Origin of the sequence: Brevundimonas sp. (assembly GCF_046293315.1) — a bacterium.
Classification (GTDB): domain Bacteria; phylum Pseudomonadota; class Alphaproteobacteria; order Caulobacterales; family Caulobacteraceae; genus Brevundimonas.
On the sequence record NZ_JBKBPF010000004.1, the window covers coordinates 40790 to 66525 of the forward strand.

23 protein-coding genes are annotated in these 25736 nt (G+C 68.4%); 18 read left to right on the top strand and 5 right to left on the bottom strand.

Going from position 1 to position 25736, the window contains the following annotated elements; genetic code table 11:
* The first annotated feature begins 105 nt into the window (after positions 1 to 105).
* Genes ACK4SE_RS04575 through ACK4SE_RS04585 form a run of 3 tightly spaced genes read left to right on the top strand, consistent with a single transcriptional unit; the run spans position 106 to position 2550 of the window.
* Complete coding sequence (locus tag ACK4SE_RS04575; protein WP_409689230.1) at positions 106 to 546, top strand: DUF4282 domain-containing protein; 441 nt, start codon at positions 106 to 108, stop codon at positions 544 to 546.
* 40 nt (positions 547 to 586) lie between these two features.
* Positions 587 to 1645 carry a DUF1176 domain-containing protein gene (locus ACK4SE_RS04580; RefSeq protein ID WP_409689232.1) on the top strand — a complete coding sequence of 353 codons (1059 nt, stop codon included), beginning with the start codon at positions 587 to 589 and terminating at the stop codon, positions 1643 to 1645.
* Positions 1642 to 2550 (top strand): NAD(P)/FAD-dependent oxidoreductase, encoded by a 909-nt coding sequence (locus ACK4SE_RS04585; RefSeq protein WP_409689234.1) that lies wholly within the window; start codon positions 1642 to 1644, stop codon positions 2548 to 2550. Before ACK4SE_RS04580 ends, ACK4SE_RS04585 begins: the two co-directional genes overlap by 4 nt.
* A 75-nt stretch (positions 2551 to 2625) precedes the next feature.
* Here ACK4SE_RS04585 and ACK4SE_RS04590 read toward each other — a convergent pair whose 3' ends face one another.
* The 4 genes from ACK4SE_RS04590 to thpR all read right to left on the bottom strand — a co-directional run bounded on the left by ACK4SE_RS04590 (position 2626) and on the right by thpR (position 7496).
* A complete protein-coding gene (locus ACK4SE_RS04590; protein WP_409689236.1) occupies positions 2626 to 4464 on the bottom strand; it encodes a DUF885 domain-containing protein in 1839 nt (612 codons plus the stop codon).
* Between the two features lie 96 nt (positions 4465 to 4560).
* Positions 4561 to 6354, bottom strand: a complete 1794-nt coding sequence (locus ACK4SE_RS04595; protein WP_409689238.1) for a DUF885 domain-containing protein — start codon at positions 6352 to 6354, stop codon at positions 4561 to 4563.
* Positions 6355 to 6432: 78 nt separating this feature from the next.
* Positions 6433 to 6966 carry a GNAT family N-acetyltransferase gene (locus ACK4SE_RS04600; protein ID WP_409689240.1) on the bottom strand — a complete coding sequence of 178 codons (534 nt, stop codon included), beginning with the start codon at positions 6964 to 6966 and terminating at the stop codon, positions 6433 to 6435.
* The gene (thpR, locus tag ACK4SE_RS04605) at positions 6963 to 7496 is read right to left on the bottom strand and encodes an RNA 2',3'-cyclic phosphodiesterase (RefSeq protein ID WP_409689242.1); all 534 of its coding nucleotides are present in this window, start codon (positions 7494 to 7496) and stop codon (positions 6963 to 6965) included. The genes ACK4SE_RS04600 and thpR overlap by 4 nt, the downstream gene beginning before the upstream one ends.
* Positions 7497 to 7622: 126 nt before the next feature.
* Between thpR and ACK4SE_RS04610 the strand changes: the two genes are divergently transcribed.
* A complete protein-coding gene (locus ACK4SE_RS04610) occupies positions 7623 to 8369 on the top strand; it encodes a Bax inhibitor-1/YccA family protein (RefSeq protein ID WP_409689244.1) in 747 nt (248 codons plus the stop codon).
* Between the two features lie 66 nt (positions 8370 to 8435).
* Here ACK4SE_RS04610 and ACK4SE_RS04615 read toward each other — a convergent pair whose 3' ends face one another.
* Entirely contained in the window at positions 8436 to 9917 is a 1482-nt protein-coding gene (locus ACK4SE_RS04615; protein ID WP_409689246.1) for a helicase HerA-like domain-containing protein, read from the bottom strand.
* Positions 9918 to 10017: 100 nt separating this feature from the next.
* On the opposite strand from ACK4SE_RS04615, the gene ACK4SE_RS04620 reads away from it, so the two are divergent.
* The 14 genes from ACK4SE_RS04620 (at position 10018) to lnt (ending at position 25713) form a co-directional block, all read left to right on the top strand.
* Positions 10018 to 11157, top strand: a complete 1140-nt coding sequence (locus ACK4SE_RS04620; RefSeq protein WP_409689248.1) for an AI-2E family transporter — start codon at positions 10018 to 10020, stop codon at positions 11155 to 11157.
* 283 nt (positions 11158 to 11440) lie between these two features.
* Positions 11441 to 12274 (top strand): outer membrane protein, encoded by an 834-nt coding sequence (locus ACK4SE_RS04625; protein ID WP_409689249.1) that lies wholly within the window; start codon positions 11441 to 11443, stop codon positions 12272 to 12274.
* A gap of 182 nt (positions 12275 to 12456) precedes the next feature.
* The gene (locus ACK4SE_RS04630; protein ID WP_409689251.1) at positions 12457 to 17388 is read left to right on the top strand and encodes an NAD-glutamate dehydrogenase; all 4932 of its coding nucleotides are present in this window, start codon (positions 12457 to 12459) and stop codon (positions 17386 to 17388) included.
* Positions 17389 to 17404: 16 nt separating this feature from the next.
* Entirely contained in the window at positions 17405 to 17872 is a 468-nt protein-coding gene (locus ACK4SE_RS04635; protein WP_409689253.1) for a universal stress protein, read from the top strand.
* Positions 17873 to 17920: 48 nt separating this feature from the next.
* On the top strand, positions 17921 to 18487 hold the full coding sequence (locus ACK4SE_RS04640) for a NifU family protein (RefSeq protein ID WP_409689255.1): 567 nt from the start codon (positions 17921 to 17923) through the stop codon (positions 18485 to 18487).
* Positions 18488 to 18536: 49 nt separating this feature from the next.
* Positions 18537 to 19130, top strand: coding sequence for a helix-turn-helix transcriptional regulator (locus ACK4SE_RS04645; protein ID WP_409689257.1), 594 nt, complete (start codon positions 18537 to 18539; stop codon positions 19128 to 19130).
* 66 nt (positions 19131 to 19196) lie between these two features.
* Positions 19197 to 19580 (top strand): helix-turn-helix domain-containing protein, encoded by a 384-nt coding sequence (locus ACK4SE_RS04650; RefSeq protein ID WP_409689259.1) that lies wholly within the window; start codon positions 19197 to 19199, stop codon positions 19578 to 19580.
* A 19-nt stretch (positions 19581 to 19599) separates the two neighbouring features.
* Positions 19600 to 20244: a tRNA (adenosine(37)-N6)-threonylcarbamoyltransferase complex dimerization subunit type 1 TsaB gene (gene tsaB / locus ACK4SE_RS04655; RefSeq protein ID WP_409689261.1), complete on the top strand. Its 645-nt coding sequence runs from the start codon at positions 19600 to 19602 to the stop codon at positions 20242 to 20244.
* Positions 20241 to 20651: a GNAT family N-acetyltransferase gene (locus ACK4SE_RS04660; RefSeq protein ID WP_409689263.1), complete on the top strand. Its 411-nt coding sequence runs from the start codon at positions 20241 to 20243 to the stop codon at positions 20649 to 20651. Before tsaB ends, ACK4SE_RS04660 begins: the two co-directional genes overlap by 4 nt.
* A 40-nt stretch (positions 20652 to 20691) precedes the next feature.
* Positions 20692 to 21162: a Fur family transcriptional regulator gene (locus ACK4SE_RS04665; protein WP_409689670.1), complete on the top strand. Its 471-nt coding sequence runs from the start codon at positions 20692 to 20694 to the stop codon at positions 21160 to 21162.
* Positions 21163 to 21211: 49 nt separating this feature from the next.
* Positions 21212 to 22657 (top strand): tRNA (N6-isopentenyl adenosine(37)-C2)-methylthiotransferase MiaB, encoded by a 1446-nt coding sequence (gene miaB / locus ACK4SE_RS04670; protein WP_409689265.1) that lies wholly within the window; start codon positions 21212 to 21214, stop codon positions 22655 to 22657.
* On the top strand, positions 22657 to 23625 hold the full coding sequence (locus tag ACK4SE_RS04675; RefSeq protein ID WP_409689267.1) for a PhoH family protein: 969 nt from the start codon (positions 22657 to 22659) through the stop codon (positions 23623 to 23625). Before miaB ends, ACK4SE_RS04675 begins: the two co-directional genes overlap by 1 nt.
* The gene (ybeY, locus tag ACK4SE_RS04680; protein ID WP_409689269.1) at positions 23622 to 24065 is read left to right on the top strand and encodes an rRNA maturation RNase YbeY; all 444 of its coding nucleotides are present in this window, start codon (positions 23622 to 23624) and stop codon (positions 24063 to 24065) included. The genes ACK4SE_RS04675 and ybeY overlap by 4 nt, the downstream gene beginning before the upstream one ends.
* Complete coding sequence (lnt, locus tag ACK4SE_RS04685; RefSeq protein ID WP_409689271.1) at positions 24055 to 25713, top strand: apolipoprotein N-acyltransferase; 1659 nt, start codon at positions 24055 to 24057, stop codon at positions 25711 to 25713. The genes ybeY and lnt overlap by 11 nt, the downstream gene beginning before the upstream one ends.
* Positions 25714 to 25736: the final 23 nt, after the last annotated feature.

Here is a 25736-nt window from a genome sequence, read left to right on the forward strand (position 1 = left end):
AGCGCGGCCGCCGGTGCAAAGCCCGCGCCGCGCCGGGCCATTCGCCCGTTGCGCGAAACCGGGGGCGCTGATAGCGCTTGTGGTCTTCGTTCGGAGCAACCGGCCATGCCGCGCCGTCCCCTTTCGCCCGCCCGGGCGCCTATCGTTCGCCCTTCGCTGGACGCCTTTCGCAGGGCTTCGCCGGGCGAGGTTCTTACAGACCTGCTGACCTTCGACCGGCTGCTGACCGGGCCGGTGATCCATCTGATCTACTGGGCCGGGCTGGCGCTGATCGTGCTGGGCGGGTTCGTGGTGGTGGGCGGGGCGGTGGGTTTGGCCCTGAACGAGCCGGGCTGGCTGGCCTGGGTGGTGGCGATCCCCACGGTGGTGGTCGGCCTGCTGGTGCTGTTCATCGTCGCCATGCTGTGGCGCTCGTTCTGCGAGCTGTATGTGGCGCTGTTCCAGATCGCGGCGGACCTGAAGATCATGCGCGCCTATGTGGAGCAGGACCACGCCCCGGTGCGCAGCCGCAATGACGACGACGGAGACCTTGCCTCCCGCATCTGAGGGTGCGGGGTGCTGTCCGGCCTTCTTCCCAAGGTGATCCATGCCCCATCGCCCCGCCCTCGTGCTCGCCGTGACCGCCTTGCTCGCCGCCTGTGGTCAGGCAGGCGCGTCTGATGACGGGAACGCGCCCTCCCAGGCACGGGCGGCGGCGGGCGCTGCGTCGGCCGCCTTCACGCCCGAGGCGCGCGCGTTCCGCGACTGGCGCGCGGTTTGCGACAACCTGGGCCGGTGCTCGGCTTACAGCGCGGAGGGGATGAACGGCGGCTGGGTGATCGTCATGCGAGACGCCGGAGCCGACGCCGATGTGGAGGTCCGGGCAGGCTTCCCGGTCTGGGAGGAGGAGGAGGCCGCAGCGCCGCAAATCGCGCTGGACGGCCGATCCGTGGACCTGGGCGTGGAGGACGGCCTGGCGCTGGCCCGCGCCCTGTCGCAGGGCCAGGCGCTGACCCTGAGCGAACAGGACCGGACGGCGGCCCTGTCCCTGTCGGGCGCGGCGGCGGCGCTGTTGTGGATCGACGACAAGCAGGGGCGGATCGGCACGCCGACGGCCTTCATGCGTCCGGGGGACCGGGATGCGGGGACGATTCCCGGCCCGGCGACGGCCCCACGCGTCACCCGGGCGGCGGCGGCCAGTCAGGCGGGCCTGCCGGACGGGGACGTGAGCCTGCCCGCCACGCTGGAGCGCCTGCCTGAGGTGCAGGCCTGCGCGGCCGAACGGATACCGGACATGACGCCGCTGCACTCGGTCGCGCGGCTGGGCGAGGGGACCTATCTGTGGGGCGTGGAGTGCTTCCGGGGCGCCTACAATCTGGGTCAGCGGTTCTGGATCACGGGCGAGAGCGGCGCGAACCCGCGCCCGGTGGACTTCCCCTCGGCCACCGGCGAGCCCGTCCGCGAGCTGGTCAACGCCGCCTTCGATCCGGCAAGCGTCACCCTGGACGCCTTCTCCCGGGGCCGGGGGCTGAGCGATTGCGGCACCATCCAGAACTGGGTCTGGACCGGCGAGCGGTTCGTTCTGACTCTCGAGATGTCCATGGACGAATGCGCGGGCATGACGCCGGATCTGTGGCCCGCCCTCTATCGGTCGGAGGACCAGTGAAGACCTCAATCGACGTCCTGATCATCGGCGCGGGCCCCGCCGGCCTGACGGCGGCCACCTATCTGGCGCGGTACCGGCGCTCGGTGCTGGTGGCCGACGGCGGCGAGCCGCGCGCGGCCTGGATCCCGCTCAGCCACAACATGCCGGGTTTTCCAGAAGGCATCGGCGGCGACGCCATCCTGTCGCGCATGCGCCTTCAAGCCGAGGAGTATGGCGCGGAGATCCGGCCCGTCTTCGTGGAGGCGCTGGAGCGCGACGGCGACGGCTTTACCGCGCGGCTGGGCGAGGACCGGATCACGGCCCGCGCCGTGCTGCTGACGACCGGCGTGGTGGATCATCATCCCAACCTGCCCGGTGTGGAGGACGCCATCGCCCGCAGCCTGGTGCGCATCTGCCCCATCTGCGACGGCTTCGAGGCCATCGGCAAATCCATCGCTGTGATCGGCGACAGCGATCTGGGGGCCCGGGAGGCGGCTTTCGTGCGCACCTATTCCGACCGGGTCTGCCTGATCCATGTGGGGCCGCCGGAGGCCCTGACCCGACGGGACGATCTGGAGCGTCTGGGCGTGCCGGTCATGGAGACGACCATTGAGCAGGTTCACATCGAGGATGACCGCCTGACGGCCCTGTCCTGGGGTGGCGAACGCACAAGCTTCGATGTGGTCTATTCGGCGCTGGGCACCACCCCCAACGGCGATCTGGCCGCGGACATCAGCGCCGAGCTGGGCGAGGACGGGCGGCTGGTGGTCGACGATCACCAGGAAACCAGCGTGCCGGGCTTCTACGCGGCGGGCGATGTGGTGCGCGGACTCAATCAGCTGGCGGTGGCCTCGGCCGAGGCGGCGGTGGCCGCCACCGCCATCCACAACCGCTTCAGACGGGCGGAGGGGATGACGGCGGACTGAGCGCCATTTGAGAGCCTGACTCACGCCATCGGTGGAATCGCCAGGCGATTCCACCTCAACCGATCAGGCTCGTTGTCAGGCGGTCTGCTGCGCGGCGGTCCAGTCGCGCACGACCCGCTCCAGAACCGTCAGCGGCACGCCGCCGGTGGCCAGCGCCGTGTCGTGGAAGCCCCTGATGTCGAACCGGTCGCCCAGGGCGGTCATGGATTCGGTGCGGATGCGGTCCCAGACGGTCTGGCCCACCTTGTAGCTGGCGGCCTGGCCCGGCCAGACGCAGTAGCGCTCGACCTCGGTGGTGAGTGTGGTCTCGGCGTCGCCCAGGGTCTCGACCATGTAGCGGATGGCCTGTTCGCGGCTCCAGCGCTCGGAGTGCAGGCCGGAGTCCACGACGAGGCGCACGGCCCGGAACATGAAGGACTGCAGATAGCCGATCTGGCCGAAGGGATCGTTCTCGTAGACGCCCATCTCGTCGGCCAGTTGCTCGGCGTAGAGGCCCCAGCCTTCGGAATAGGCCGAGAAGCCGAGGATCTTCATCAGCATGGGAGCGTCGTCATTCTCCTGCTGCAGCGCGATCTGGTGGTGATGGCCCGGCGACGCCTCGTGATAGGTCAGGGTCGGCAGGGTGAATTTCGGCCACTCCGCCGTGTCGCGCAGATTGATGTAGTAGGCGCCGGGGCGCGAGCCATCCAGCGCGGGCGACTGATAATAGCCGCCCGGCGCGCCGGCTTCGGTGGCCGGGGGCACGCGTCGCACCTCCACCGGGCTGGTGGGGATGCGGCCGAAATAAGCGGGCAGACGGGCCTGCATGTCAGCCATCTGGGCGTTCAGGGAGGCCAGCAGCTCCTCACGACCCGCATCGGTGTTGGGATACAGCTGGGCCGGATCGCGGGCCAGGGCGCCGATGCGCGCGCCGACCGAGCCCTGGGTCATGCCCTGGGCGCGCAGCAGGACATCGGCGCGGGCCGACAGCTCGGCCACCTGCTCCAGGCCCATCTGGTGGATCTCGGCGCCGGTCATGGTGGTGGTGGTGAAGGTGCGGATGCCGAAATCGTAGAAGGCCTCGCCGTCGGGCAGACGCCACACGCCCGCGTCATGCACCGCGTTGGGGCGCTGGGCCCGCAGGGCGTCGGCCTGACGTTGCAGGGCCGGGTAGATGGCGTCGGCCACGATCCGCTCGGCCCGCGCGCTCCAGTCGCCGGCGATGCCCTTTTCAGCTGTGCGTCGAGCGACGGAGGCGGCGAGGGTGCTTTGCGACGGTGGCGTATCGTAGACGTTGGCCATGAGCTCCAGCGTCTTGTCGATGATGAAGTCGGGCGGGACTGCGCCGGCGGCGAAGTCTTGCTGCATGCGCTCGGTTTCCTGATCGAGCGCGGTGGTGAAGGCCTCCAGCCGCGAGATGTAGGCCTCGGCGTCCTCGGCGGTGTCGATGCTGTGCTGGCTGTCCAGGAAGTCGGGGATGCCGTTGTAGGCGCCGCTCATCTGATGGACGGTGTAGGGAGACGGGAAGAAGCCGCCGCCGTAGTCGAACTGGTAGCCGCTGATGGCCGTGTCGCCGAAATACTTCACGGCGTCGTAGTGGACCTGGCTGCGCGGCTGCAGGCCTGCGCGGTCCATGGCGTTCAGCTCAGTCATGAAGGCGAGGAACTGGGCCTTGTCCGCCTCGACCTTCTGGATCGACCGGTCGTCCAGGCGCGCCTTCATCCCCGCCATGGGACCCTTGTCCATGCCCAGGCTGGTGAGGGTCTCGGGCGAGGTCATCAGCATTTCGTTGAAGACCCGCTGCATCCAGTCGGCCAGCTGGGCCTCGGCGCCCGAGGCGGCGGTGTCCTGGGCTGCGAAGGCCAGAACCTGGCCGGAAGCGGCCAGACCGGCCCCTGCGGCGGCGGTGAAGAGAAGGCGGCGGCGGTCGATCATGGCGTAGCTCCCCGTTTTCAGACTGAAAGGGGTATCACCCCTTCACGGGAGAGCAAGTCCGCGCCGCCTTACAACTCTTTCATGTTGGCCTGGCGGTCAGGGCCGCATGACGTCTTCCAGCACCGCCAGCGGCATGGAGCCGTTCTCCAGCACCCGGTCGTGGAAGGCGCGCAGGTCGAATCCGGGCCGAGCTTCGGCGTCGGCGCGTAGGCGCGCGATCACCGTGTGGCCCACCTTGTAGGCGCAGGCCTGACCCGGCATCACGCAGTAGCGGTCGATCTCGCTCTGGGCGGCGTTGGGCGGCTTCACGCCCTGGGCGACCATGTAGTCGATGGCCTGCTGGCGGCTCCAGCGCTTGTCGTGCAGCCCCGTGTCCACCACCAGCCGGGTGGCGCGGAAGAGGTACGACAGGAGGTAGCCGATGCGCCCGACAGGGTCGTCCGCATAGACGTCCAGGTCGTCGCCGGCGACGCTTTCCGCATACAGCGCCCAGCCCTCGTTGTAGGCCGAGAAGCCGCCCGCGCGGCGCCAGTCGGGCAGGTGTCCGGACTCGCGCTGCAGCGCCACCTGAAGGTGATGGCCCGGCGAGGCTTCGTGATAGGTCAGGGTGGGCAGGGCGAATTTGGGCCAGTTCGCCGTGTCGCGCAGGTTGATGTAGTAGGCGCCCGGCCGCGATCCATCCAGCGGCGGGCCCTGATAATAGCCGCCCGGCGCCCCGGTCTGGATTTCGACGGGCACCCTGCGGATTTCCACCGAGGATCGGGGCAGACGGCCGAACAGGCGGGGCAGGAGCGGGTCCAGCGCCTCGACCTGGGCGTTGAGCGCCGCGAGGAGCTCCGCCCGGCCTTCGTCCGTGTTCGGATAAAGGTACTGGGGGTCGTTGTTCAGGGCCGTGACGCGCTCGCCCACGGTCCCCTCGGTCATGCCCATCGGCCGCATGATCGCGTCGATCTCGGCGGCGATGTCCGCCACCTGTTCCAGACCCATGGCATGGATTTCAGCGGCGCTGAGCGTCGTGGTGGTGTTGGAGCGCAGGCCCTGCGCATAGAACGCCTCGCCGTCGGGCAGGCGCCAGACCCCCACGTCGTCGCCGGCTGTCCCGCGCTGGCCCTCCAGCACCTGGACCTGACGATCCAGGGCAGGTTTGATCCGCTCGTCCACAAGGGCGGCGGCCCGATCGCCATAGCCGTACAGGCCAAGCTCGGCGGTCTTTCGGACCAGGGCGGCGACCAGGGTGGTCTGGTCGGTCGGCGTATCGCGAAGGCCGCTGACCTGGGTGATCGTCTTGTCCAGAATCACGCGGGTGAGGGCCACGCCCTGGGCGGCGTCCGTCTGGATGCGCGCGGTTTCATGTTCCAGGGTTTCGGAGAAGGCCTCGAGTCGCGCCAGGTAAGCTTCCGCGCCTGCCGCATCCTCGATGCGGTGCTGGTTGGCCAGGAAGTCGGGCGTGTTGAAATAGGAGCCCGCCAGCTGGCTGATCACATAGGGGCCCGGCCGCCCGATGCCGGAGCCGTAGGTGAAGCGGGCGCCCCGGGCCGCGGTCTCGGCGCTGAAGGCGGCCACGGCGTGGTTGATGCGCCCGGCCGCGCTGAGGCCGGCCGTGTCGAAGGCCTGGAGCTCTTCCCATTCGCGCACCACACGGGCGCGGCTGGCCTCGACGGCTTCGGGGCTGGCGTCGGTGAGGCGTGACGCCAGATGGGCCTTGTCGCCCCGGTCCAGGCCCAGGCTGGTGGCCCGCTCCGGCGAGCGTTCCAGGCTTTCCTCGAAGCGCTGCGCCATCAGGCCGTCGAGCCGGGCGTCGGCGTCCTGCGACACCCGCGCCAGGGCCGGCGCGGCGCACAGGGCTCCGCCGGCGGCGGCGGTCAGCAGAAGGCGGCGGCGATCGATCATGGCAATGCTCCTTTGGGGCTGATCCCAAGGCGTAAACAGTCCGGCAGCCAGAGGCAAACCGGGCGCGCGGGCCCGTCTCTAGCGGCGGGCCTTCCACGTCGCGCGATCCTGACCCCAGATGTCGACGGGGTGGTTCTCGAAAGGCGCGGGCATGCGGCCCGGGCCGCGATTGGTCGAGCCCAGCCGTTCCGCCAGCTTCTGCGACGGGCGGTTGTCCGGATCGATGCAGTGGATAACGTCATCCCAACCCAGCACGTCGAAAGCGTAGTCCATGGCCGCCGCCGCGCCTTCCACCGCATAGCCCTTGCCCCAGGCGTCCCGGTGCAGGCCCCAGCCCACCTCCGTGCCCGGCCAGTCCAGCGGCGTCCACGGACCGAGACGCCCGACCCACAGGCCGCTGGACTTCTCGATCACCGAGAACATGGATACGCCGGTCAGATGCCAGGCGCCGGCCATGCTCATGAAGCCGCGCCAGGCGGCTGAGGGTTTCTGGGGGCCGCCCAGGAACCGCGCGCTTTCCTCGTCGGCCATGAATTCGGCCCAGCGGGGGAAATCCGCCATCTTGATGGGCCGCAGCACCAGCCGTTCGGTCTCGATCGTCACGTCGGTCAAAGGAGATACTCCCGCTCCAATGTGTAATGGGATCCCGCGCCGCCCAGGACGCTGGCGTAAAGCCCGAACCGGTCTACCCGGAACGGCGGCGACTGCAGTCTGTTGTGGCCAGTCATCCAGGCGCCGACGCGGTCGTCCTCGGCGGCCCTCAGATAAGCCAGGGTGACGTGCGGTCGATAGTCACGGGATTCCATGATCACACCCGCCCGCTGCCCCGCTGCGCGGCACCGGCCCGCAAGGATGTTCAAGGGCCCGGACGCCGCCACTCCGGCCCAGACCGCGCGGTTCCGGTGGCCGTCGCCAAAGGCCCCGACGCCCTCGAGGGTCAGCTCGAACGGATCGACGCGGGCCCTTGTCAGCTCGGCGGCCAGATCGTCGGCGCGCGTTTCGACCACCTCGCCGTAGAACGCCAGGGTGATGTGCAGGGCGTCTATCGGCCGCCAGCGCGCGCCGGGCAGGCCCCGCTGGCGCCTCTGCAGCGCCTCGGCGATGTCGAACGGGATCGGAACGGCGGCGAACAGTCGGACCATGCCCCCTCACTAACGCGCCACCTCGAACCGCGACAGACCGGTTTTACTTGCAAGAACGGACGTGGATTCCGATATTCAGGGAGAGGTCCGGGTCCTGACCCGGCCATTTGGAGATAGAGAGACGCGATGAACGACTTCAACCGAGGCTATCCGGCCCAGGCTCCGGCCCGCGCGGACATGGCGGTGGACGCCGGCCTGCGCGCCTTCATGCTGGGCGTCTACAACAAGCTGGCCCTGGGCCTGGTTGTTGCCGGCGTCCTGGCCTACGTCACCGGCAATGTCCCGGCGGTGGGCCAGTATCTGTTCGCTGAAACCGCCCAGGGCGGCGTCGGCTACACTCCGCTGGGCATGATCGTGGCCTTCGCGCCGCTGGCCATGCTGTTCGGCTCCATGTTTTTCATGAAGAACCCGACGGCGGGCGCGGTTAACCTGCTGTACTGGGCTGTGGTCGCCACCATCGGCGCGGGCCTGGGCGTCGTGTTCCTGGTCTATACGGGCGCGTCGATCGCCTCGACCTTCTTCGTGACAGCGGCCGCCTTCGGTGCGCTCAGCCTGTGGGGCTACACCACCAAGAAGGACATGTCCGGCTGGGGCACCTTCCTGATCATGGGCGTGATCGGTCTGGTCATCGCCATGGTGGTCAACATGTTCCTGCAGAACTCGATGATGTACTTCGTCATCAATGCCCTGGGCGTGCTGATCTTCTCGGGCCTGATCGCCTTTGATACCCAGCGCCTGAAGATGACCTACTACGCCCTGGGCGGCGACAAGGCCGCCATGGGGGTGGCCACCGGCTTCGGCGCCCTGGCCCTGTTCATCAATTTCGTGAACCTGTTCCAGTTCCTGCTGGCCTTCATGGGCGGCCGGGAATAGCGACACTTCTCGCCCGGCGTCCTTCGGGGGCGCCGGGCGGGCCTGTCAGCCTTCTGCACTCTTCAGTCAGCGCCGGCGTATGCCCCCCAGGACGCCGCGCATGAGTTCGCGGGCCAGGGTCGTGCCCGCCGTGCGCAGCATGGATTTGGTCAGGGCCTCCATATGGGTCTGACGGTTGGACGCACGGGGTCGCGGCGCCGCTCTGGGCTTTGTTCCGGCGCCTGTGTTTGCCGGAGGCGGGGGCGTTTCCTTCGCGGTCTGGGCGGTCTGGGCCTCTGCGCGTTCGGTGAGAATTTCTTGGGCGGATTGCCGATCCACGGCCTGATCGTAAACGCCACGCACCGGGCTTTGCGCCATGACCTGGGCGCGTTCGGCCTCGGTGGCGGGGCCCAGTCGGCTGGCGGGCGGACGGATCAGGGTGCGGGCCACCACCGTCGGCGCGCCCTTCTCATCCAGCACAGACACCAGAGCCTCGCCCACCCCAAGCGCCTGGATGGCTTCGGCTGTGTCGAAGGCGGGATTGGCCCGGAATGAGCCGGACGCAGCCTTCAGGCCCTTCTGTTCGGCCGGGGTGTAGGCCCGCAAGGCGTGCTGGATGCGATTGCCCAGCTGGCTGAGCACGCTGTCGGGGATGTCGGCCGGGTTCTGGGTGACGAAATAGATACCGACGCCCTTGGAGCGGATCAGCCGAACCACCTGCTCGACCTTCTCCACCAGGGCGCGCGGGGTGTCGTCGAACAGCAGGTGGGCCTCGTCGAAGAAGAACACCAGGCGCGGCTTTTCAGGATCCCCAACCTCCGGCAGTTGCTCGAACAGTTCGGACAGCAACCAGAGCAGGAAGGCGGCGTACAGACGCGGGCTGGACATCAGCCGGTCAGCCGCCAGCACATTGACCTGGCCGCGCCCGTCCAGACCTGTGCGGATCATATCCTCGAGCCGCAGCGCGGGCTCGCCGAAGAAGGCGCCGGCCCCTTGACGCTCCAGCGCCAGCAGCGACCTCTGGATGGCGGCTATGGAGGCCGGGGCCACATGGCCGTAGGCCTTGCCGATTTCGGACGCATTCCCGGCGACATGAGTCAGGAGCGCGCGCAGATCGGCCAGGTCGAGAAGCAGCAGGCCTTCCTTGTCGGCCACATGGAAGACCACCGAGAGCACGTCGGTCTGCACCTCGGAAAGCTCCAGCATGCGCGCCAGCAGCAGGGGGCCCACCTCGCTGATTGTTGCCCGGACCGGGTGGCCCTTCTCACCGAACAGGTCCCAGAAGACGGTGGGCGCAGCGGCGGGTCGGAGGTCGAGCCCGATGTCGGCGGCGCGAGCCAGAAGCTTGTCATTGGGCGCGCCCGCGATGCAGATCCCGGACAGGTCGCCCTTCACGTCGGCGCAGAAGACCGGGACGCCGGCGTCGGAGAAGCCCTGGGCCATGATCTGGAGGGTGACGGTCTTGCCCGTGCCGGTGGCGCCGGCGACGACCCCGTGACGGTTGGCCCGGTCGAGCCTGAGGAACTGCGCGTCCTCCGCCTTGCCCAGGAACAGATCGGTGTCGGCCATGGCGCGGTCTCCTGATAGTCGGAGGCCCGATTGTTAGCGAAGTCGGGAAGCGGCGCCACCGGTGATTGACGCGCCTCCCGGCGGCGCGGACAAGGGAGGCATGAAATCGCCCATCACCCTGCCCAGCTCGGCCGTGTCCCGGAACGCCCTGGTCATTCTGGCTGTGGTGGCGGGCGGGGCTGCCATCTACTGGCTCAGGGACATTCTGACGCCATTGGCCATGGCGATCTTCCTGCTGATCATGATCGACGGGGTGCGCCGGGTCATCGAGCAACGCACGGGCCTGGCCAACGGGCTTTCCATGACGGCTGCGGTGACTCTCGTGCTGCTGGGGTTCATCGCCTCGATCTGGATCATTGTGGACGGGGCGGCGGGCTTCATCGCCCAGGCTACGACGGTTGTGGAGCGGCTGGACGCCATCATTGCCGACATCGCCGGGCTGATCGGCATCGAGGTGGCGCCGACCGCGCGGGAACTCATCGGGGAGGTCAACCTGCGCGGCCTGCTGGCCGAGGTGGCCATGGATGTCCAGAACATCGCTACCGGCGCCTTCTTTGTGCTGATCTATCTGGGCTTTCTGCTCGCCTCACAGGTCGGCTTCAGGAAGAAAATCGTGAATATGTTCCCCCGCCGCCATGACCGGCAGGAGGCCATGGCGGTGTTCGAGCGGGTGCGCGGCGGGGTCGAAGGCTATCTGTGGGTCCAGACGGTGACCGGCGCCATGATCTGCGCGGTGGCCTATGTGCTGATGCGCGCGGTGGGGCTGGAGAACGCGGGCTTCTGGACCTTCGTCATTTTTGTGGTGGGCTACATCCCGATCCTGGGCGGCGCCATCGCGGGACTGGCGCCGCCGCTGTTCGCCCTGGTGCAATTCGAGACCTACTGGCAGGCGGTGGTGCTGCTGGCGGGCCTGCAGGCCCTGCTGTTCATCATGGGCAATGTCATCCAGCCGCGCATGCAGGGCGACAATCAGAACATCGACCCGGTGGTGGTTCTGCTGTCGCTGGCCTTCTGGGGCCAGGTCTGGGGCGTGGTGGGCATGTTCCTGTCCACGCCGCTGGCTGTGGCGGCGATGGCCGTGCTGGCGGAGTTCAAGGGTTCGCGCTGGATCGCGATCCTGTTGTCCGGCGATGGCGAACCCTATGCAGAAGACCACCGCGAGCCCGACGAGAAGGCGCCCAGGCGGTCGCTTCTGAACAGACTGCGGCGGAAAGACGCGGGCGGCGACGCGGCCACTTGATCGCCGCTTTCGTCCCCCTATTTGATCCTCAGCAGCCCGGCCTTCCCCTCCCCCTCCCGATGGCCGGGCCAGCGGTCGATCCTCTCCCCCCTCCCGGATCGGCCAGAAGCCGCCGGACGCCTCGCGTCCGGCGGTTCTCAATTGGGCCATCATTGAAATAACTGAACTTTTTCTGCATCCCGTCTTCTGCGGGGTGCGTTGTTGCGGTCTGGGAGGGGCGCCCAACGGCATCGGTTGTCGCCTCAAGCGAGGGCCGATCCGCAACGAAGGATCAGTCTCACTCATGAAGACCCTGACGATGATCGGCGCGTCCGCCGCAGCCCTTACCCTGTCCGCCGGGCTTGCCCAGGCCCAGGACGTTTCCCGCGACTGGAGCGGCGCCTATGTGGGCGGGTCGTTCGACTATTCCGCCAACGACCACGACCAGAACGAAACCCTCACGTTCGACACGAATCTGGACGGGCAGTATGGCGACCGCGTCCCCACCGCCACCGGCGGAAACGCCTTCGCGCCCGGCTACTGTGTCAATGCGGGCAACGGGCCGACGCCGGCCGATGGCTGCAGCAAGGACCATGACGGCGCCGGGTTTGGCGTGCGTGGCGGTTATGACTGGCAGTTCGGCAACTGGGTCGTGGGCGTGGTCGGCGAGGCCAGCCGAGTCGATGTGGAGGACAGCGTCACGGGCTTCAGCACCACCCCGACGCTGTACACCCTGACCCGCACGCTCGACTGGACCGCCGCAGCGCGCCTGCGCGCCGGCTATGCCTTGGGCGACACCCTGCCCTATGTGACTGGCGGCGCGGCCTATGGCCGGATCACGAACAGCTTCTTCACCGGCAACGGCGCCAACAGCTTCACGGTGCAGGAAGACGATGAGGACGCCGCAGGCTGGCAACTCGGCGGCGGGGTGGAGCACCGCGTGACGGACAATCTCAGCCTCGGCGCCGAGTATCTCTACACGTCGCTGGACGCAGGGGATCACGTGATTCGCGCCGGCGGGCCCGCTCCGGTGGGCAACCCGTTCCTGATCACCAACGCGGGCGGGACGGACATGACCCGCACCAGTGACGAGTTCAACACCCACACCTTCCGCCTAACGGCCGCCTACCGCTTCTAGGCCCAAGGCGCCTCAATGGGGGCCGGACGTCGTGCGGCGTCCGGCCCTTCTCTTTGGCCCTTTCGCCGCAAGCGTGGCTGGACTAGCAAGCGCGAAGCGGTTGATCCGGCGCACAACCCGGCTAGGGTCAGCCTCCAGATCAGAAAAAAGCGACCCTGGGTCGCGGCTCGGACGGAAACATCATGCGCGGCGAAAACCGGACCCCGACGAAGGATTCCAGCGTGGGGGCGGGCGAACCGATCACCCTTGAAGTCTTGAGCCGTCGGTTCATCAAGGCCCTGGGCGCCAAGGGCGCGCCCGACGCCCTGCAGACGGCGTTCCTGCGGCAGGCGCTCGAGGACTACGAGGCGGACGAAACCCCTGAAGTCAGCCCCGATGATCTGGCGTGCGTGCTGGCGGCCTTCTGGCTGCTGGGTGAGACGCGCCAGACCGGCGACGCTCCGCTGATCGACATCGCGCCCATGTTCGACCGCAAGGGCGAAGCCCTGGGCTATGACGCCATCCAGGTGATCCAGGACGATGCGCCCTTCCTGGTGGACAGCGTCATGGGCGACCTGGCCGCTGCCGGCGTCTCCGTCCGCGCCATGTTCCATCCGCTGATTGAAACCGGCCGTGACGAGGCCGGTGCGCGCGTGGAGGCGCAGACGCGCGAATCCATGATCCTGGTCATGGTCGACACCCTCCCGCCCGAGCGTCGCACGGGCGTGACCGCCAGCCTGTCGGAAACCTTGGCCGACGTCCGTGCAGCCGTGATCGACCACGGTCGCATGGCGGCGCTTATGCAGCGCTGTCAGGATGACCTGAACATCCATGCGCCGGAGATGGACTCCGAAGCGCTGGACGAAAACCTCGCCTTCCTGAAGTGGTTGAACGACGACCATTTCGTTTTTCTGGGCGCCCGCGAGTACGAATTCCCGCGCACGAAGGACGGATCCTATGAGGCCGAGGCGCCCCTGTCCCAGTCGGGGGAGGGCCTGGGCGTGCTGCGCGACCCGGAGCGCCGGGTGCTGCGCCGGGCCAGCGAGCCGGCGGTGCTGACGAAACAGATGAAGCGGCAGCTGAACCTCGGGGAGCCTGTCAGCGTGGCCAAGGCCAACCTGCGCAGCCGAGTCCATCGGCGGGCCTACATGGATTACGTCGGGGTCAAACGGTACGGTTCCGACGGCAAGGCGGCGGGCGAGACCCGCTTCGTGGGTCTGTTCACCGCCGAGGCCTACGACAAGGCCGCGTCCGAGGTCCCGCTGATCCGTCGCAAGGTCAAGAAGGCCCTGGAACGGGCCGGCAAGGCCCCCGGCAGCCATAACCACAAGCGCCTCAAGAACGTGCTGGAGAACTATCCGCGGGACGAGCTCTTCCAGATGAGCGAGGACGAGCTGCTGGAGATCTCGCTGGGCGTTCTGCACCTGATGGACCGGCCCCGGGTCAAGATCTTTGCCCGCATGGACCCTTTCGACCGGTTTGTGTCGGTGCTGACCTATGTGCCGCGTGAGCGCTATGACGCCAGCGTGCGCGAGCGCATCGGCCGGATCCTGGCGGCGGCCTGGGGCGGGCGGCTGTCGGCCTGGTACCCGCAGCTGAGCGACGCCCCTCTGGTGCGCATCCACTACATCATCGGCGTGGAGCCAGGGGATCACCTGGATCCCGACCTGGTCGATGTGGAGTCCATGGTGGTGGACACCAGCCGCAGCTGGGCCGACCGGTTCGAGAGCGCAGCCCGTCGCGCAGGCGTGGCCGAGGCCCAGATCGGCATTCTGACCTCCAAGTGGTCGGAGGCCTTCAGCCCGGGTTATCGCGACCGCTATGACGCCATCGAGGCGGTGACGGACCTGTTCGAGTTCGATGTGCTGGGTGCGGACGGCCAGGGCGCCCCCGTAGCTGTTCGGGCCTTCCGCCTGCCCGAGGACACCCCGCTGCAGTTCCGGTTCAAGCTGTACCGGCGCGGGGACCCTGCGCCCCTGTCCGATGTGCTGCCGATCCTGGCGGACATGGGGCTCAAGACGATCGAGGAATACGGCCACTCGCTGAAGCCCGTCGGCGACACCCCGGTGCATGTGCACGAGTTCCTGCTGGAGGATCCGCGCGGCCAGGATCTCAACTTCAGCGATGTGAAGGCGCCGTTCGAGGCCGCCTTCGCGGCGGTCTGGACCGGACGCACCGAAAGCGACGGCTTCAACCGGCTGGTGATCGAGCTGGGCGTCGACTGGCGCCAGGCGGCCCTGATCCGCACCCTGGCGCGCTATCGCCAGCAGACCGGTCTGGACCCCAGCCAGGCGGTTCAGGAAGAGGCGTTGCGCGAGCATTCCGTAGTGGCGCGGGCCTTATTGTCCCTGTTCGACGCCAAGTTCGATCCCGCAGATGCAGGAACGCCTGAGACGCGCGAGGCCGCGGTCGGCGAGCTGGTGGACAAGATCGACCGGGCGCTGCAGGACGTGGCCAGCCTGGATCACGACCGGGCCCTGCGCCGGCTGTCGCTGCTGATCCAGGCGATCAAGCGCACCAACTATTACCAGACCGCCGAGAACGGGGAACCCAAGCCCTACATCTCCATCAAGATCGCGTCGCGCGAGCTGGCGGACGTGCCGGCGCCCAAGCCGTATCGCGAGATCTTCGTCTGGGCGCCGCACGTGGAAGGGGCGCACCTGCGCTTCGGCCCTGTGGCGCGGGGCGGACTGCGCTGGTCGGATCGGCGCGACGATTTCCGCACCGAGGTGCTGGGTCTGGTCAAGGCGCAGCAGGTCAAGAACGCTGTGATCGTGCCCGTGGGTTCGAAGGGCGGCTTCTATCCCAAGGCCCTGCCGCGGGGCGGCGACCGGGACGCGGTTCAGACTGAGGCGATCCGGGCCTACAAGACCTTTCTGTCGGGGCTGCTGGACCTGACCGACAACATCGTGGCTTCCGGCAAGGTGGTGCGCCCACCCGCCGTGGTCGCCTGGGAAGGGGACGACCCCTATCTGGTGGTGGCCGCCGACAAGGGCACGGCGACGTTCTCCGACATCGCCAACGGCATTTCGGCGGACTACGGCTTCTGGCTGGGCGACGCCTTCGCCTCGGGCGGATCGGCGGGCTATGACCACAAGGAAATGGGCATCACCGCGCGCGGGGCCTGGGAGGCGGTCAAGCGCCACTTCCGCGAGATGGGCAAGGACATCCAGTCCGAGCCTTTCACCGTTGTCGGCGTGGGCGACATGTCCGGCGATGTGTTCGGCAACGGCATGCTGTTATCGAAGCATATCCGGCTCGTGGCCGCCTTCGATCACCGGGACATCTTCATCGATCCTGAACCCGACCCGGCCTCCTCGTTCAAGGAGCGCCAGCGCCTGTTCGCGCTGCCGCGCTCGTCCTGGCAGGATTACGACAGGGCGAAGATCTCGAAGGGGGGCGGGGTGTTCTCGCGCTCCGCCAAGTCCATCAAGCTGACGCCGGAGATCAAGGCGGCGCTCGAGATCACCGCGGACGAGGTGGATCCCTTCACCCTGATGAAGGCCATCATCACCGCGCCGGCCGAACTGCTCTACTTCGGCGGCATCGGCACCTATGTGAAGGCGGGCAACGAAACCGACCTCCAGGTGGGCGACAAGGCCAATGACGCCATCCGCGTCAACGGCGCCGACCTGCGGGCCAGGGTGGTGGGCGAGGGCGCCAATCTGGGCATGACCCAGGCGGGACGAGTCGGCTTCGCGCGCAACGGCGGCCGTATCAACACCGACGCCATCGACAACTCCGCGGGCGTGGATTCGTCTGACCACGAGGTCAACATCAAGATCCTGACCGGCTCGGCCATCGTGGCTGGCAAGCTGAAGGACAAGGACCGCAACGCCCTGCTCGCATCCATGACCGAGGACGTGGCCCGCAAGGTGCTGGTGCACAACTACGACCAGACCCTGGCCATCAGCCTGCAGGAACGCAACGCCGCCGCCGAGCTGGAGGCCCAGGTCCGGTTCATGACCCGGCTGGAATCCGAAGGGAAGCTGGATCGGACGGTCGAAGGCTTGCCGGGCGACTCACGCCTGGCCGAAATGCAGGGGTCCGGGCTGGGTCTGACCCGTCCCGAACTGGCGGTGGTCACGGCCTATTCCAAGCTGGAGCTGGCGGAGGACATCGTGGCCTCGAAGGCGCCGGAGGATCCGTTCTTCGAGGGGGTGCTGGAAGGCTACTTCCCCGAGGCGCTGGGCACGTTCGACAAGGCCATGAACAGCCACCGCCTGCGGCGCGAGATCGTGGCCACGGTGCTGTGCAACGACATCGTCAACATGTGCGGCCCCACCTTCCCCGAGCGCCTGCGGGTCAGCGCCCAGTGCGACACCACCGCCCTGGTGATCGGATTCGAGGCGGCGCGGCGCGTGTTCCGTCTGGATGAGGCCTGGGATGCGGTGTCGGCCCTCGACGGCAAGATCGACGCCGAGGCCCAGATGCGGCTTTACGAGGAGATCGCGGTCGTGCTGCGCCGCCAGACCTTCTGGCTGGCGCGGCGGGTGGCCCGTCAGGACATGGGCGGGGTCGGCGGCCTGATAAAAGCCTATCGTGAGACGTCGGACGATCTGCGCGACGCCGGCGGGTCGGTGCTGTCGCGGTTCGAGCAGGCGCGCCTGAAGGCGCGCAAGGAGGGCTTCAGCGAGGCCGGGGCGCCGCGCGAACTGGCAAAGACCATCGCCCTGCTGCGGCCCATGGTGGCGGCCAGCGACATCGCCGATCTGGCGCGGGAAGCGAAATGGTCCGCCCCGGCCATGGCGCGGCTCTATCACCAGGTGGGCGCCGCCTTTGATCTGGACCGGCTGCGGGCCGCCGCAGGGTCGCTGTCATCGGCCGATCACTATGAGCGGCTGGCCGTGCGGCGGATGGTCGAGGACTTCATGGCCGAGCAGGTGGTCATCACCCGCGCCGTGGCCAAGGGCTCCAGGACCGCCGTCGGCGACAGCGAAAAGTCTGCAGAAGCGGCGGTGGACGCTTGGGTCGGGGATCGCCTGGGCATCGCCGAGGGGGTGCGTCGCACCGTGGACGAGATCGAGCAGTCGGCCCACGGCTGGAGCTTCGCCAAGCTGACCATCGCCAATGTGGCGGTGCGTGATTTCGCCGCCGCCGCCGCCCAGTCCATGGCGTCGCGCCGCTCGACCTGACGGAAAGGAAAAGCCCATGGCCCGCAAGTTCCTGGTGGTGGCGGACGATACCCCGGAGTTCGACTCGGCCCTGCGGTTCGCGGCGCGCCGGGCCCTGTCCACGGGCGGGCGGGTGGTCCTGCTGCGCGCCATTCCGCCTTCGGCCTTCGAACACTGGACGGGGGTGCGCGAGGAGATTGAACGCCAGCAACGGCAGGAGGCCGAGGCCTTGCTGCATCGTCTGGGCGAAAAGGCGGCGGCGCTGTCGGGCGCGGCGCCGGTGTTTCTGGTGGAGGAGGCCGAGACCCGCGACGCCATCCGCAAGGCGGTGGAGGAGGACGACGAGATCAAGATCCTCGTGCTCGCCGCCGCGACCGGCGGGCGGGGGCCAGGGCCGCTGGTCACCGCCATCGCCAAGGAGGGCGCGGGCATCGGCGGCCGGCGCCTGCCTGTCACCGTGGTGCCGGGCGACCTGACCGACGAGGAGGTCGAGGACCTGGCCTAAGGCCGGGACGACCTTGCGAAACCGGGCCCGGGCGCGCATCTGAAGGGCATGTTCATCCAGACCGAAGCCACGCCCAATCCTAACGTCGTCAAATTCCTGCCTGGCCGCGACGTCTCGCCGGACCGGGCGCTGGAATTTCGCACCATCGACGAGGCTGAGGCGTCGCCTCTGGCCGAATCGCTGTTCCAGCTCGAGGGTGTGGACGGGGTCTTCTTCGGGCCGGACTATGTGGCCGTAACGCGCATGAGCCAGGGCCCGGACTGGAGCGCCATGAAGGCGCCAGTGCTGACCGCCCTGATGGACCATTTCACCTCCGGCGCGCCCCTCACGCGGGGTGATCTCGTGAGCGCTGACAGCCACGCGGGCGGGGAAGGCGACAGCGAGGTGGTCAAGGAGATCAAGGCCCTGCTGGACACCCGCATCCGCCCGGCGGTGGCCCAGGACGGCGGCGACATCCTGTTTGACCGGTTCGACGAGGCTGACGGGGTGCTGTGGCTGCGCATGCGCGGCGCCTGCGCCGGTTGCCCGTCGTCATCCGCCACTCTGAAGGCGGGGGTGGAGAACATGATGCGCCACTATGTGCCCGAAGTGGCGCGGGTCGAACAAACCCTGTGAAACCAAACGGTCGCTCGTTTCCAGGGCTGGACTGGTTCATTCTGTTTCCATGACGCGATTCCGCGACGTTCCCGAGGCCGATGCGCTGGGCCAGGCTTTGGCCGTGCTGCGCAAGGCGCGCGGCCTGAGCCAGGCCGAGGCCGGCGCGCGCATGGGTGTGACCAGTCAGGCCTGGGGTCTTTACGAGGCTGGACGCCGACCCGGCATGTTCCGGCCGGATGTGCAGCGCCGCCTGACCGCGGCGCTTGACCTGACGCCGGAGGATCTGGCGCTGGAAATGGCGCGTCGGCCCGTTTTCGCTGCACCGGCCCCCGAGCGGCTGGAAGAGAGAGGGCGGACCTTTTCCGCCGCCAATTCACCGGCGCCCCTCAGGCGGACGCTGCAGCTTCGGGATGATGATCTGGCGCCCTGGGCGGGGTCGGGGGTGGTGCTGATCTATGACCTGTCCGTCTGGCCCCGGCGGGATCAGGGGTGCGTGGTCGAAACGGACGACGGGCCGGTGATCGGGCTCTATCACCGGGGCGATCGTGACACGGTGGTGCTGCGCGGTCCGGATGGCGACAAGCGCGTGCTGGAGCGCAGGCGGATCGGCGCCGTGGGGGCGGTCGTGGCCCGTCTCGAAGGCGTGGAATGGCCAGAATGAAACAATATGGTTGTATTTCGGGCGGGATAATGAAACCTTGGGGCGTCGCCGCCGTCGGAGGTTCCATTGCCGCGCCGCTCTCCCAATCCTTCACCCGAAGCGGAAATTCTGGATCGCCAGCTCGGCGACGCCATTCGCCGGTTCCGCACCGACCTTGGTTTGTCACAGCAGGCTTTGGGGACGCGGTTGTCGCTCAGCGGGCAGCAGGTTCAGAAATACGAAAGCGGGGCAAACCGCGTTTCGGCCTCAGCCCTTTACAGGATCGCCCGCGAACTGGACCAACCGGTCACCGCCTTCTTTCCATCGCCGTCCGGGCAGGACGACCTGGACGATCTTTTGCGAACGCCCGAAGGCCGCGCGCTTTCACGGGGCTTCTCGGGCATCCACGATATGGAGCAGCGGCGCGCGCTGGGCGTGATCGCCGGCGGACTGGCGCGACGACCGTCATGATCCGCGGAGCGCACGGCTCGTGAAGACCCTCATCATCGACACGGCTTTGGGCGCCTGCACCGCCGTCGCGGCCGAGGGTGTGCGTGTGGTCGCCGCCGAAACCGAGATCATGGCGCGCGGCCATCAGGAGCGGCTGGGCGGCATGGTCCGCACAGCCATGGCGTCGGCAGGCTGGTCCTTCGACCAGCTGGACCGCATTGCGGTCACCACGGGCCCCGGGTCCTTCACCGGCCTGCGTGTGGGACTCGCCTTCGCCCAGGGCCTCGGGCTGGCGCTGGATCGGCCGGTAAACGGCCTGTCGACCCTGGCCGCTCTCGCCCATGACGCGGAGGCGGCGCCGGGCGCGGCGGTCTGGGCCCTGATCGATGCACGGCGGGGTCAGGTCTATGGCCAGCGCTTTGTGGATCGCGCGGCGACGGAAGGCCCCGCCGCCCTGGCGATCGAGAAGGCGACGGCGCGCGTCGCGGGCGAGGACGGCGGCGTGACCCTTGTGGGAACAGGCGCAAACCTGATCGCCCTGATGGCGGGGCGCGTGATCGACCGGATCGCGCCGTCGCCCGAGGCCCTCGCGCGACTGGCTGCGGATCATCCCGGGGGCGAGGCTCGGCCGCTGTACCTGCGGGCGCCGGACGCCAAACTTCCGGGCGGGCGCGATCCGGAATGAATGATCCGGCGCATCTGGCGGCCATCCATGCCTCGGCTTTCGACACGCCCTGGGACGCCGCGGCGATCCGGGCGCTTCTGGACATGCCCGGGGCCGAGCTGGAGCATGAGGCGGAGGGCTTCCTGCTGTGGCGCCGCGCGGCGGACGAGGCGGAAATCGTCACCCTGGCCGTGAGCCCGGAGGCGCGGCGACAGGGGCTGGGCGGAAGGCTGCTGGACCGGACCCTGGGCCGTGCGCGGGATCAGGGCGTGGCGCGGGTGTTTCTCGAGGTGGCGCACGACAACGATTCAGCCCTTGCCCTGTATGCTTCCCGGGGGTTTGAAAAGGCGGGACGACGGCCCGCCTATTACGCCCGCGCGGACGGGGCGAGGGCGGACGCACTGATACTGGCTCTCAACTTGTGCTGAGCGCTTTCCACGCGAGCGAGGGGTGACTATCTTGGCGACTATGGACCGGATCGAGAAACTCTGCGCCGAGCGCGGCATGCGCATGACCGAGCAGCGACGCGTGATCGCGCGGGTGCTGTCCGAAGCCGACGACCACCCCGATGTGGAGGAACTGTACCGTCGGGCCTCGGCCATCGATCCTCATATCTCCATTGCCACCGTCTATCGCACCGTGCGCCTGTTCGAGGAGGCCGGCGTGGTGGAGAAGCACGACTTCGGCGACGGGCGCAGCCGCTATGAAGAGGCGGGCGACGATCACCACGATCACCTGATCGACACCAAGTCCGGCGAGGTCATCGAATTTTATGACGCCGAGATCGAACGCCTGAAGACCGAGATCGCCGAACGGCTGGGCTTCAAGCTGATCGGGCACAAGCTGGAACTGTACGGCACGGCCATCGAAGGCGCCTCGCCTACCAGCCGTGAAGGTCTGATCTTCACCCGTCACGGGCGCCGCACCGAGAACGTCTGATTTTTCGCTGACGCTTGTGGGGGGCGGGTGAAATCCCCATAACCGCGCGATGATCGACGCCGAAGACAAGCCCACGGCTGGGCAGGCGGAAAAGCGCCTGTTCATCAAGACCTACGGCTGCCAGATGAACGTCTATGACTCCGAGCGCATGGCCGATGTGCTGCGCCCGCTGGGCTATGCGCCGACGGACACGCCCGAGGACGCCGACTTCGTCATCCTGAACACCTGCCACATCCGCGAAAAGGCGGCGGAGAAGGTCTATTCCGAACTGGGCAAGCTGCGGGTGCTGAAGGAGGAGAAGGCGCTGGATGGCCGGGGCGCCATGACCATCGCCGTGGCCGGCTGCGTGGCCCAGGCCGAGGGCGAGGAGATCATGCGCCGACAGCCGGCGGTGGATCTGGTGGTCGGCCCGCAGGCCTATCACCAGTTGCCTGAGCTTTTGACCCGCACGGCCCGGGCCCGGGGCGAGCGCATCGGGGCGGACTTCGCCCCCAACGCCAAGTTCGACGCCCTCACCAACGACAAGATCGGCGCGCGGGGCGTCAAGGGTCCGACAGCCTTCCTGACGGTGCAGGAAGGCTGCGACAAGTTCTGCACCTTCTGCGTGGTGCCCTATACGCGCGGGGCCGAGTGGTCGCGTCCGGCCGCCGACATCCTGACCGAGGCGCGCGAACTGGCGGCGCGCGGTGTGCGCGAGGTCACCCTGCTGGGCCAGAACGTCAACGCCTATGACGGCGCAGGTCCGGACGGCGCGGTCTGGACGCTGGCACGGCTGGCGTACGGACTGGCGGAGATCGAGGGGCTGGACCGCATCCGTTATACCACCAGCCATCCCAACGACATGGGCGACGACCTGATCGCGGCGCACGCCGAACTGGACGCCATGATGCCCTATCTGCACCTGCCGGTTCAGTCGGGTTCCGACCGTCTGCTGCGACTGATGAACCGCAAGCACGGGCGCCAGAAATATTTCGACCTGATCGACCGCATCCGCGCGGCCCGGCCGGACATGGCTCTGTCGGGGGACTTCATCGTCGGTTTTCCCGGCGAGACCGACCGGGACTTCGAGGACACCCTGGATCTGGTGCGACGGGTGAATTACGCCTCGGCCTTCTCGTTCATCTATTCGCCGCGCCCCGGCACCCCCGCGGCGACCATGGCCGCACAGGTGGAGCCCCATGTGGCCTCGGCGCGGCTGCAGGCGCTGCAGGCCCTGCTGTTCGAACAGCAGGTCGCCTTTAACCAGTCCCAGGCGGGCAAGGTCCTACCGGTGCTGTTCGAGCGCAAGGGCCGCCATGGGCGCCAGGCCATCGGCCGCTCGCCCTATCTGCAGTCGGTCTATGTGGAGGATGCCGACCACCTGATGGGCCGGATCGTCCCGGTCCGCGTCGAGCGCGGCCAGCAGAACAGCCTGACCGGCGCGCTGGTCGATGAGTCCCTCGACGCCCTCAAGCAGCGAGCGCCCGCGGCGCAAGCGTTAGGCCTCCAAGCATAATGCCCAGAGAATCGGAATTCCTCGCCCTGTCCGACGTCGCGCTGCGCTCCGTGATCGGGCCGGGCAGCCGTCACGTCGCCCTCATCGAGGACGCCTTCAAGGTGCTGGTGGAATCGCCCGGCGGCGGCGTCGCCATCAACGGATCGACCAAGGACCGGGCGGCGGCCAAGCGCGTGGTCGAGGTGCTGGCCAAGCGCGCTGATCTGGGGGCCGAGATCACCGAGGCGGACGTGCGCACGGCGCTGGGCGCCCAGCGCTCCGGCGGCAAGACCCCCGAGGGCGTGGCCCTGCCGGTGGGCCGGCGTGGCGCCATCGCCCCCAAGACTCCCGCCCAGGCTCGCTATCTCGAAGCCCTGGCCCGGTGCGAGCTGACCTTCGGGGTGGGCCCGGCGGGTACGGGCAAGACCTTTCTGGCGGCCGCCTATGGCGCGTCACTGCTGCGGCGCGGACAGGTGGACCGCCTGGTCATCACCCGCCCGGCGGTTGAGGCGGGCGAGAAGCTGGGCTTTCTCCCCGGCGACCTGAACGAGAAGGTCGATCCCTATCTGGCGCCCATCTGGGAGGCGCTGAACGAGATCCTCGGCGCCGATGACGTGCGCCGCCGACGGGACAAGGGCGAGATCGAGGCGGCGCCCATCGCCTTCATGCGGGGACGGACCCTGTCCCACGCCTTCATCATCGCCGACGAGGCCCAGAACCTGACCCGGCTGCAGATGAAGATGGTGCTGACCCGGCTGGGCGAAGGCGCGCGCATGGTGGTGACCGGCGATCCCAGCCAGGTGGATCTGGTCAATACGCGGGACTCCGGTCTGCCCCACGCCCTGCGCATCCTCGAGAATGTGAAGGGCGTCGGCGTGCTGCGCTTCGAGGCCGCCGACGTGGTGCGCCACGCCATGGTGGAGCGTATCGTGCGCGCCTATGACGCCGACGCGGCGGCCGCGCGTGGGGCCGAGACGACCGCGCCATGATCGACATCGAGGTCGAGGACGACGCCTGGGCCGGGAGTGTGCCGGATGTGCAGGCTCTCGTGTCCCGGGCGGCTGAACAGGCCGCGCCGCCGGGCGATGTGGTGATCCTGCTGACCGACGACGAAACGGTGCGCGACCTGAACGCACGGTTCCGCGGCAAGGACCGCCCGACCAATGTGCTGTCGTTTCCTGCGCCTGAGAACGCCCGGCCTCACCTGGGCGACATCGTCCTGGCCTACGGGACTTGCGCGGCCGAGGCCCGGGATCAGGGCAAGCCCTTCGCCGACCATCTGAGCCATCTGGTGATCCACGGGATCCTGCACCTCACGGGCCATGATCATGAAGCCGATGACGAGGCCGAGGCGATGGAGGCGCAGGAGCGCACGCTTCTTGCGGCGCTGGGGATTCCGGATCCGTATCTGTCTCGAAATGACCCCTGAAACCGACACCGCCGCCACAGAGTATGCCGAGCCGGAAACGGTTGACGCGACCCCGCGTCGACGGGGGCGCGGCGTCTGGCTTCGTGTGGGCGCGGGCCTGACGGCGCTGATCCTCGGGGCGGCGGCGGGGGCGGCCCATCCGCCGTTCGGCTTCCTGGTCGGGATCCTTGCCTATCCGGCCCTGATGCTGCTGGCCGAGCGGACGCGCACGACGCGTGGCGCCTTCGGCCTGGGCTGGCTGGCGGGCTTCGCCTATTTCTTCATCAGCTGCTGGTGGGTGGCCGAGGCGTTTCTGGTCAACGCCGAGGCGCACGCCTGGATGGCGCCCTTCGCCGCCTCGCTGCTGCCTGCGGGGCTGGCCCTGTTCTGGGGCGCGGCCGTGGCGATCTATCGGCGGTTCCATGTGACCGGCCATCCGCTCAGGCCGCTGCTGTTCGCCTTTGTCTTCTGCGCTTTCGAATGGCTGCGCGGCACGGTGCTGACCGGATTTCCGTGGAACCCGGCGGGCGCCGCCTGGGGCGCAGGATCGGCGGCTTCCCAGTTCGCTGCGGTGGCGGGAATCTATGGGCTCAGCCTCGTCACCGTGGCGGGGGCGTCCCTGATCGGGCCCCTGTTCGGCCCCGGACGCCTGAAAACACGGATCGGCGCCGCGGTGCTTGGCGCGCTCCTGATCGGGGGCCTGATCATCAGCGGGGCTTACCGGCTCGACATGGCGCAGCCCGAAGCGTCCGACACGACCGTACGCATCGTCCAGGCCGACGTGGAGCAGCAGGCCAAATGGGACGCGGCCAATTTCGAAGCCATCGTCCAGCGCTACGTCAATCTGACGGCCCGGCCCGGGGCGCAGATCCCGGACGTGATCGTCTGGCCAGAGGGCGCCCTGCCCATAACCGCGAACGAAGCCTTCGCGACGGGGTCCCCGGTAGGCGCCGCCATGGCCCGTGCGGTGCAGCCGGGTCAGACGCTTCTGGCGGGGCTCAGCCGCGCGGAGCCGACGCCCGACGGGGAATGGCGCTACTTCAACAGCCTGTTCGCCCTTTCCGACCTGGGTGACGCGGGCCTGAGGATCGAGGCGATCTACGACAAGCACCGGCTGGTGCCGTTCGGCGAGTATCTGCCGCTGGGCGACCTGATGAGCTGGACCGGTCTGCGCAGCCTCGTGCATGTGCCGGCCGACTTCAGCGCCGGATCCAGACCCGCGCCGCTGAGCCTGCCCGGCCTGCCGGATGTGCAGCCGCTGATCTGCTATGAGAGCCTCTATCCCGGCTTCACCCCGGGCGGCGCGACGCGCCCGGCGTGGATCGCCAATGTGTCCAACGACGCATGGTTCGGGCGCACCTCCGGGCCCGTCCAGCATCTGAACCTGGCCAGCTTCCGGGCCATCGAGACCGGCCTGCCCATGGTGCGCGCGACGCCCACCGGAATTTCGGCCCTGATCGACCCCTGGGGCCGCGTCGTGGCGGGCAAGCGGCTGGAGCCGGGCGAGAGCGGCGTCATCGATGCGCGCCTGCCCCGGCCGCTGGACCGAACCCTCTATGCCATGGGCGGCGACCTGATCTTCCTGGCGATGATGCTGGCGGCGCTGGCGGGCGGGCTATGGCCTTTGCGGTCCCGGATTTCGCGCACCAGGAGTCTCTCCGGGAATTAAGGTGACTTCCGGGATTTTGAGGC

What these genes read in the sequence shown, in the direction of transcription:
- thpR (WP_409689242.1), bottom strand. Translation starts at nt 7,496, where the DNA reads ATGGTCCGACTGTTCGCCGCCGTTCCGATCCCGTTCGACATCGCCGAG.
- ACK4SE_RS04580 (WP_409689232.1), top strand. Translation starts at nt 587, where the DNA reads ATGCCCCATCGCCCCGCCCTCGTGCTCGCCGTGACCGCCTTGCTCGCC.
- ACK4SE_RS04615 (WP_409689246.1), bottom strand. Translation starts at nt 9,917, where the DNA reads ATGGCCGACACCGATCTGTTCCTGGGCAAGGCGGAGGACGCGCAGTTC.
- ACK4SE_RS04645 (WP_409689257.1), top strand. Translation starts at nt 18,537, where the DNA reads ATGACGCGATTCCGCGACGTTCCCGAGGCCGATGCGCTGGGCCAGGCT.
- ACK4SE_RS04620 (WP_409689248.1), top strand. Translation starts at nt 10,018, where the DNA reads ATGAAATCGCCCATCACCCTGCCCAGCTCGGCCGTGTCCCGGAACGCC.
- ACK4SE_RS04590 (WP_409689236.1), bottom strand. Translation starts at nt 4,464, where the DNA reads ATGATCGACCGCCGCCGCCTTCTCTTCACCGCCGCCGCAGGGGCCGGT.
- ACK4SE_RS04575 (WP_409689230.1), top strand. Translation starts at nt 106, where the DNA reads ATGCCGCGCCGTCCCCTTTCGCCCGCCCGGGCGCCTATCGTTCGCCCT.
- ACK4SE_RS04635 (WP_409689253.1), top strand. Translation starts at nt 17,405, where the DNA reads ATGGCCCGCAAGTTCCTGGTGGTGGCGGACGATACCCCGGAGTTCGAC.
- ybeY (WP_409689269.1), top strand. Translation starts at nt 23,622, where the DNA reads ATGATCGACATCGAGGTCGAGGACGACGCCTGGGCCGGGAGTGTGCCG.
- miaB (WP_409689265.1), top strand. Translation starts at nt 21,212, where the DNA reads ATGATCGACGCCGAAGACAAGCCCACGGCTGGGCAGGCGGAAAAGCGC.
- ACK4SE_RS04665 (WP_409689670.1), top strand. Translation starts at nt 20,692, where the DNA reads ATGGACCGGATCGAGAAACTCTGCGCCGAGCGCGGCATGCGCATGACC.
- ACK4SE_RS04675 (WP_409689267.1), top strand. Translation starts at nt 22,657, where the DNA reads ATGCCCAGAGAATCGGAATTCCTCGCCCTGTCCGACGTCGCGCTGCGC.
- ACK4SE_RS04660 (WP_409689263.1), top strand. Translation starts at nt 20,241, where the DNA reads ATGAATGATCCGGCGCATCTGGCGGCCATCCATGCCTCGGCTTTCGAC.
- lnt (WP_409689271.1), top strand. Translation starts at nt 24,055, where the DNA reads ATGACCCCTGAAACCGACACCGCCGCCACAGAGTATGCCGAGCCGGAA.
- ACK4SE_RS04640 (WP_409689255.1), top strand. Translation starts at nt 17,921, where the DNA reads ATGTTCATCCAGACCGAAGCCACGCCCAATCCTAACGTCGTCAAATTC.
- ACK4SE_RS04595 (WP_409689238.1), bottom strand. Translation starts at nt 6,354, where the DNA reads ATGATCGATCGCCGCCGCCTTCTGCTGACCGCCGCCGCCGGCGGAGCC.
- ACK4SE_RS04630 (WP_409689251.1), top strand. Translation starts at nt 12,457, where the DNA reads ATGCGCGGCGAAAACCGGACCCCGACGAAGGATTCCAGCGTGGGGGCG.
- ACK4SE_RS04610 (WP_409689244.1), top strand. Translation starts at nt 7,623, where the DNA reads ATGAACGACTTCAACCGAGGCTATCCGGCCCAGGCTCCGGCCCGCGCG.
- ACK4SE_RS04625 (WP_409689249.1), top strand. Translation starts at nt 11,441, where the DNA reads ATGAAGACCCTGACGATGATCGGCGCGTCCGCCGCAGCCCTTACCCTG.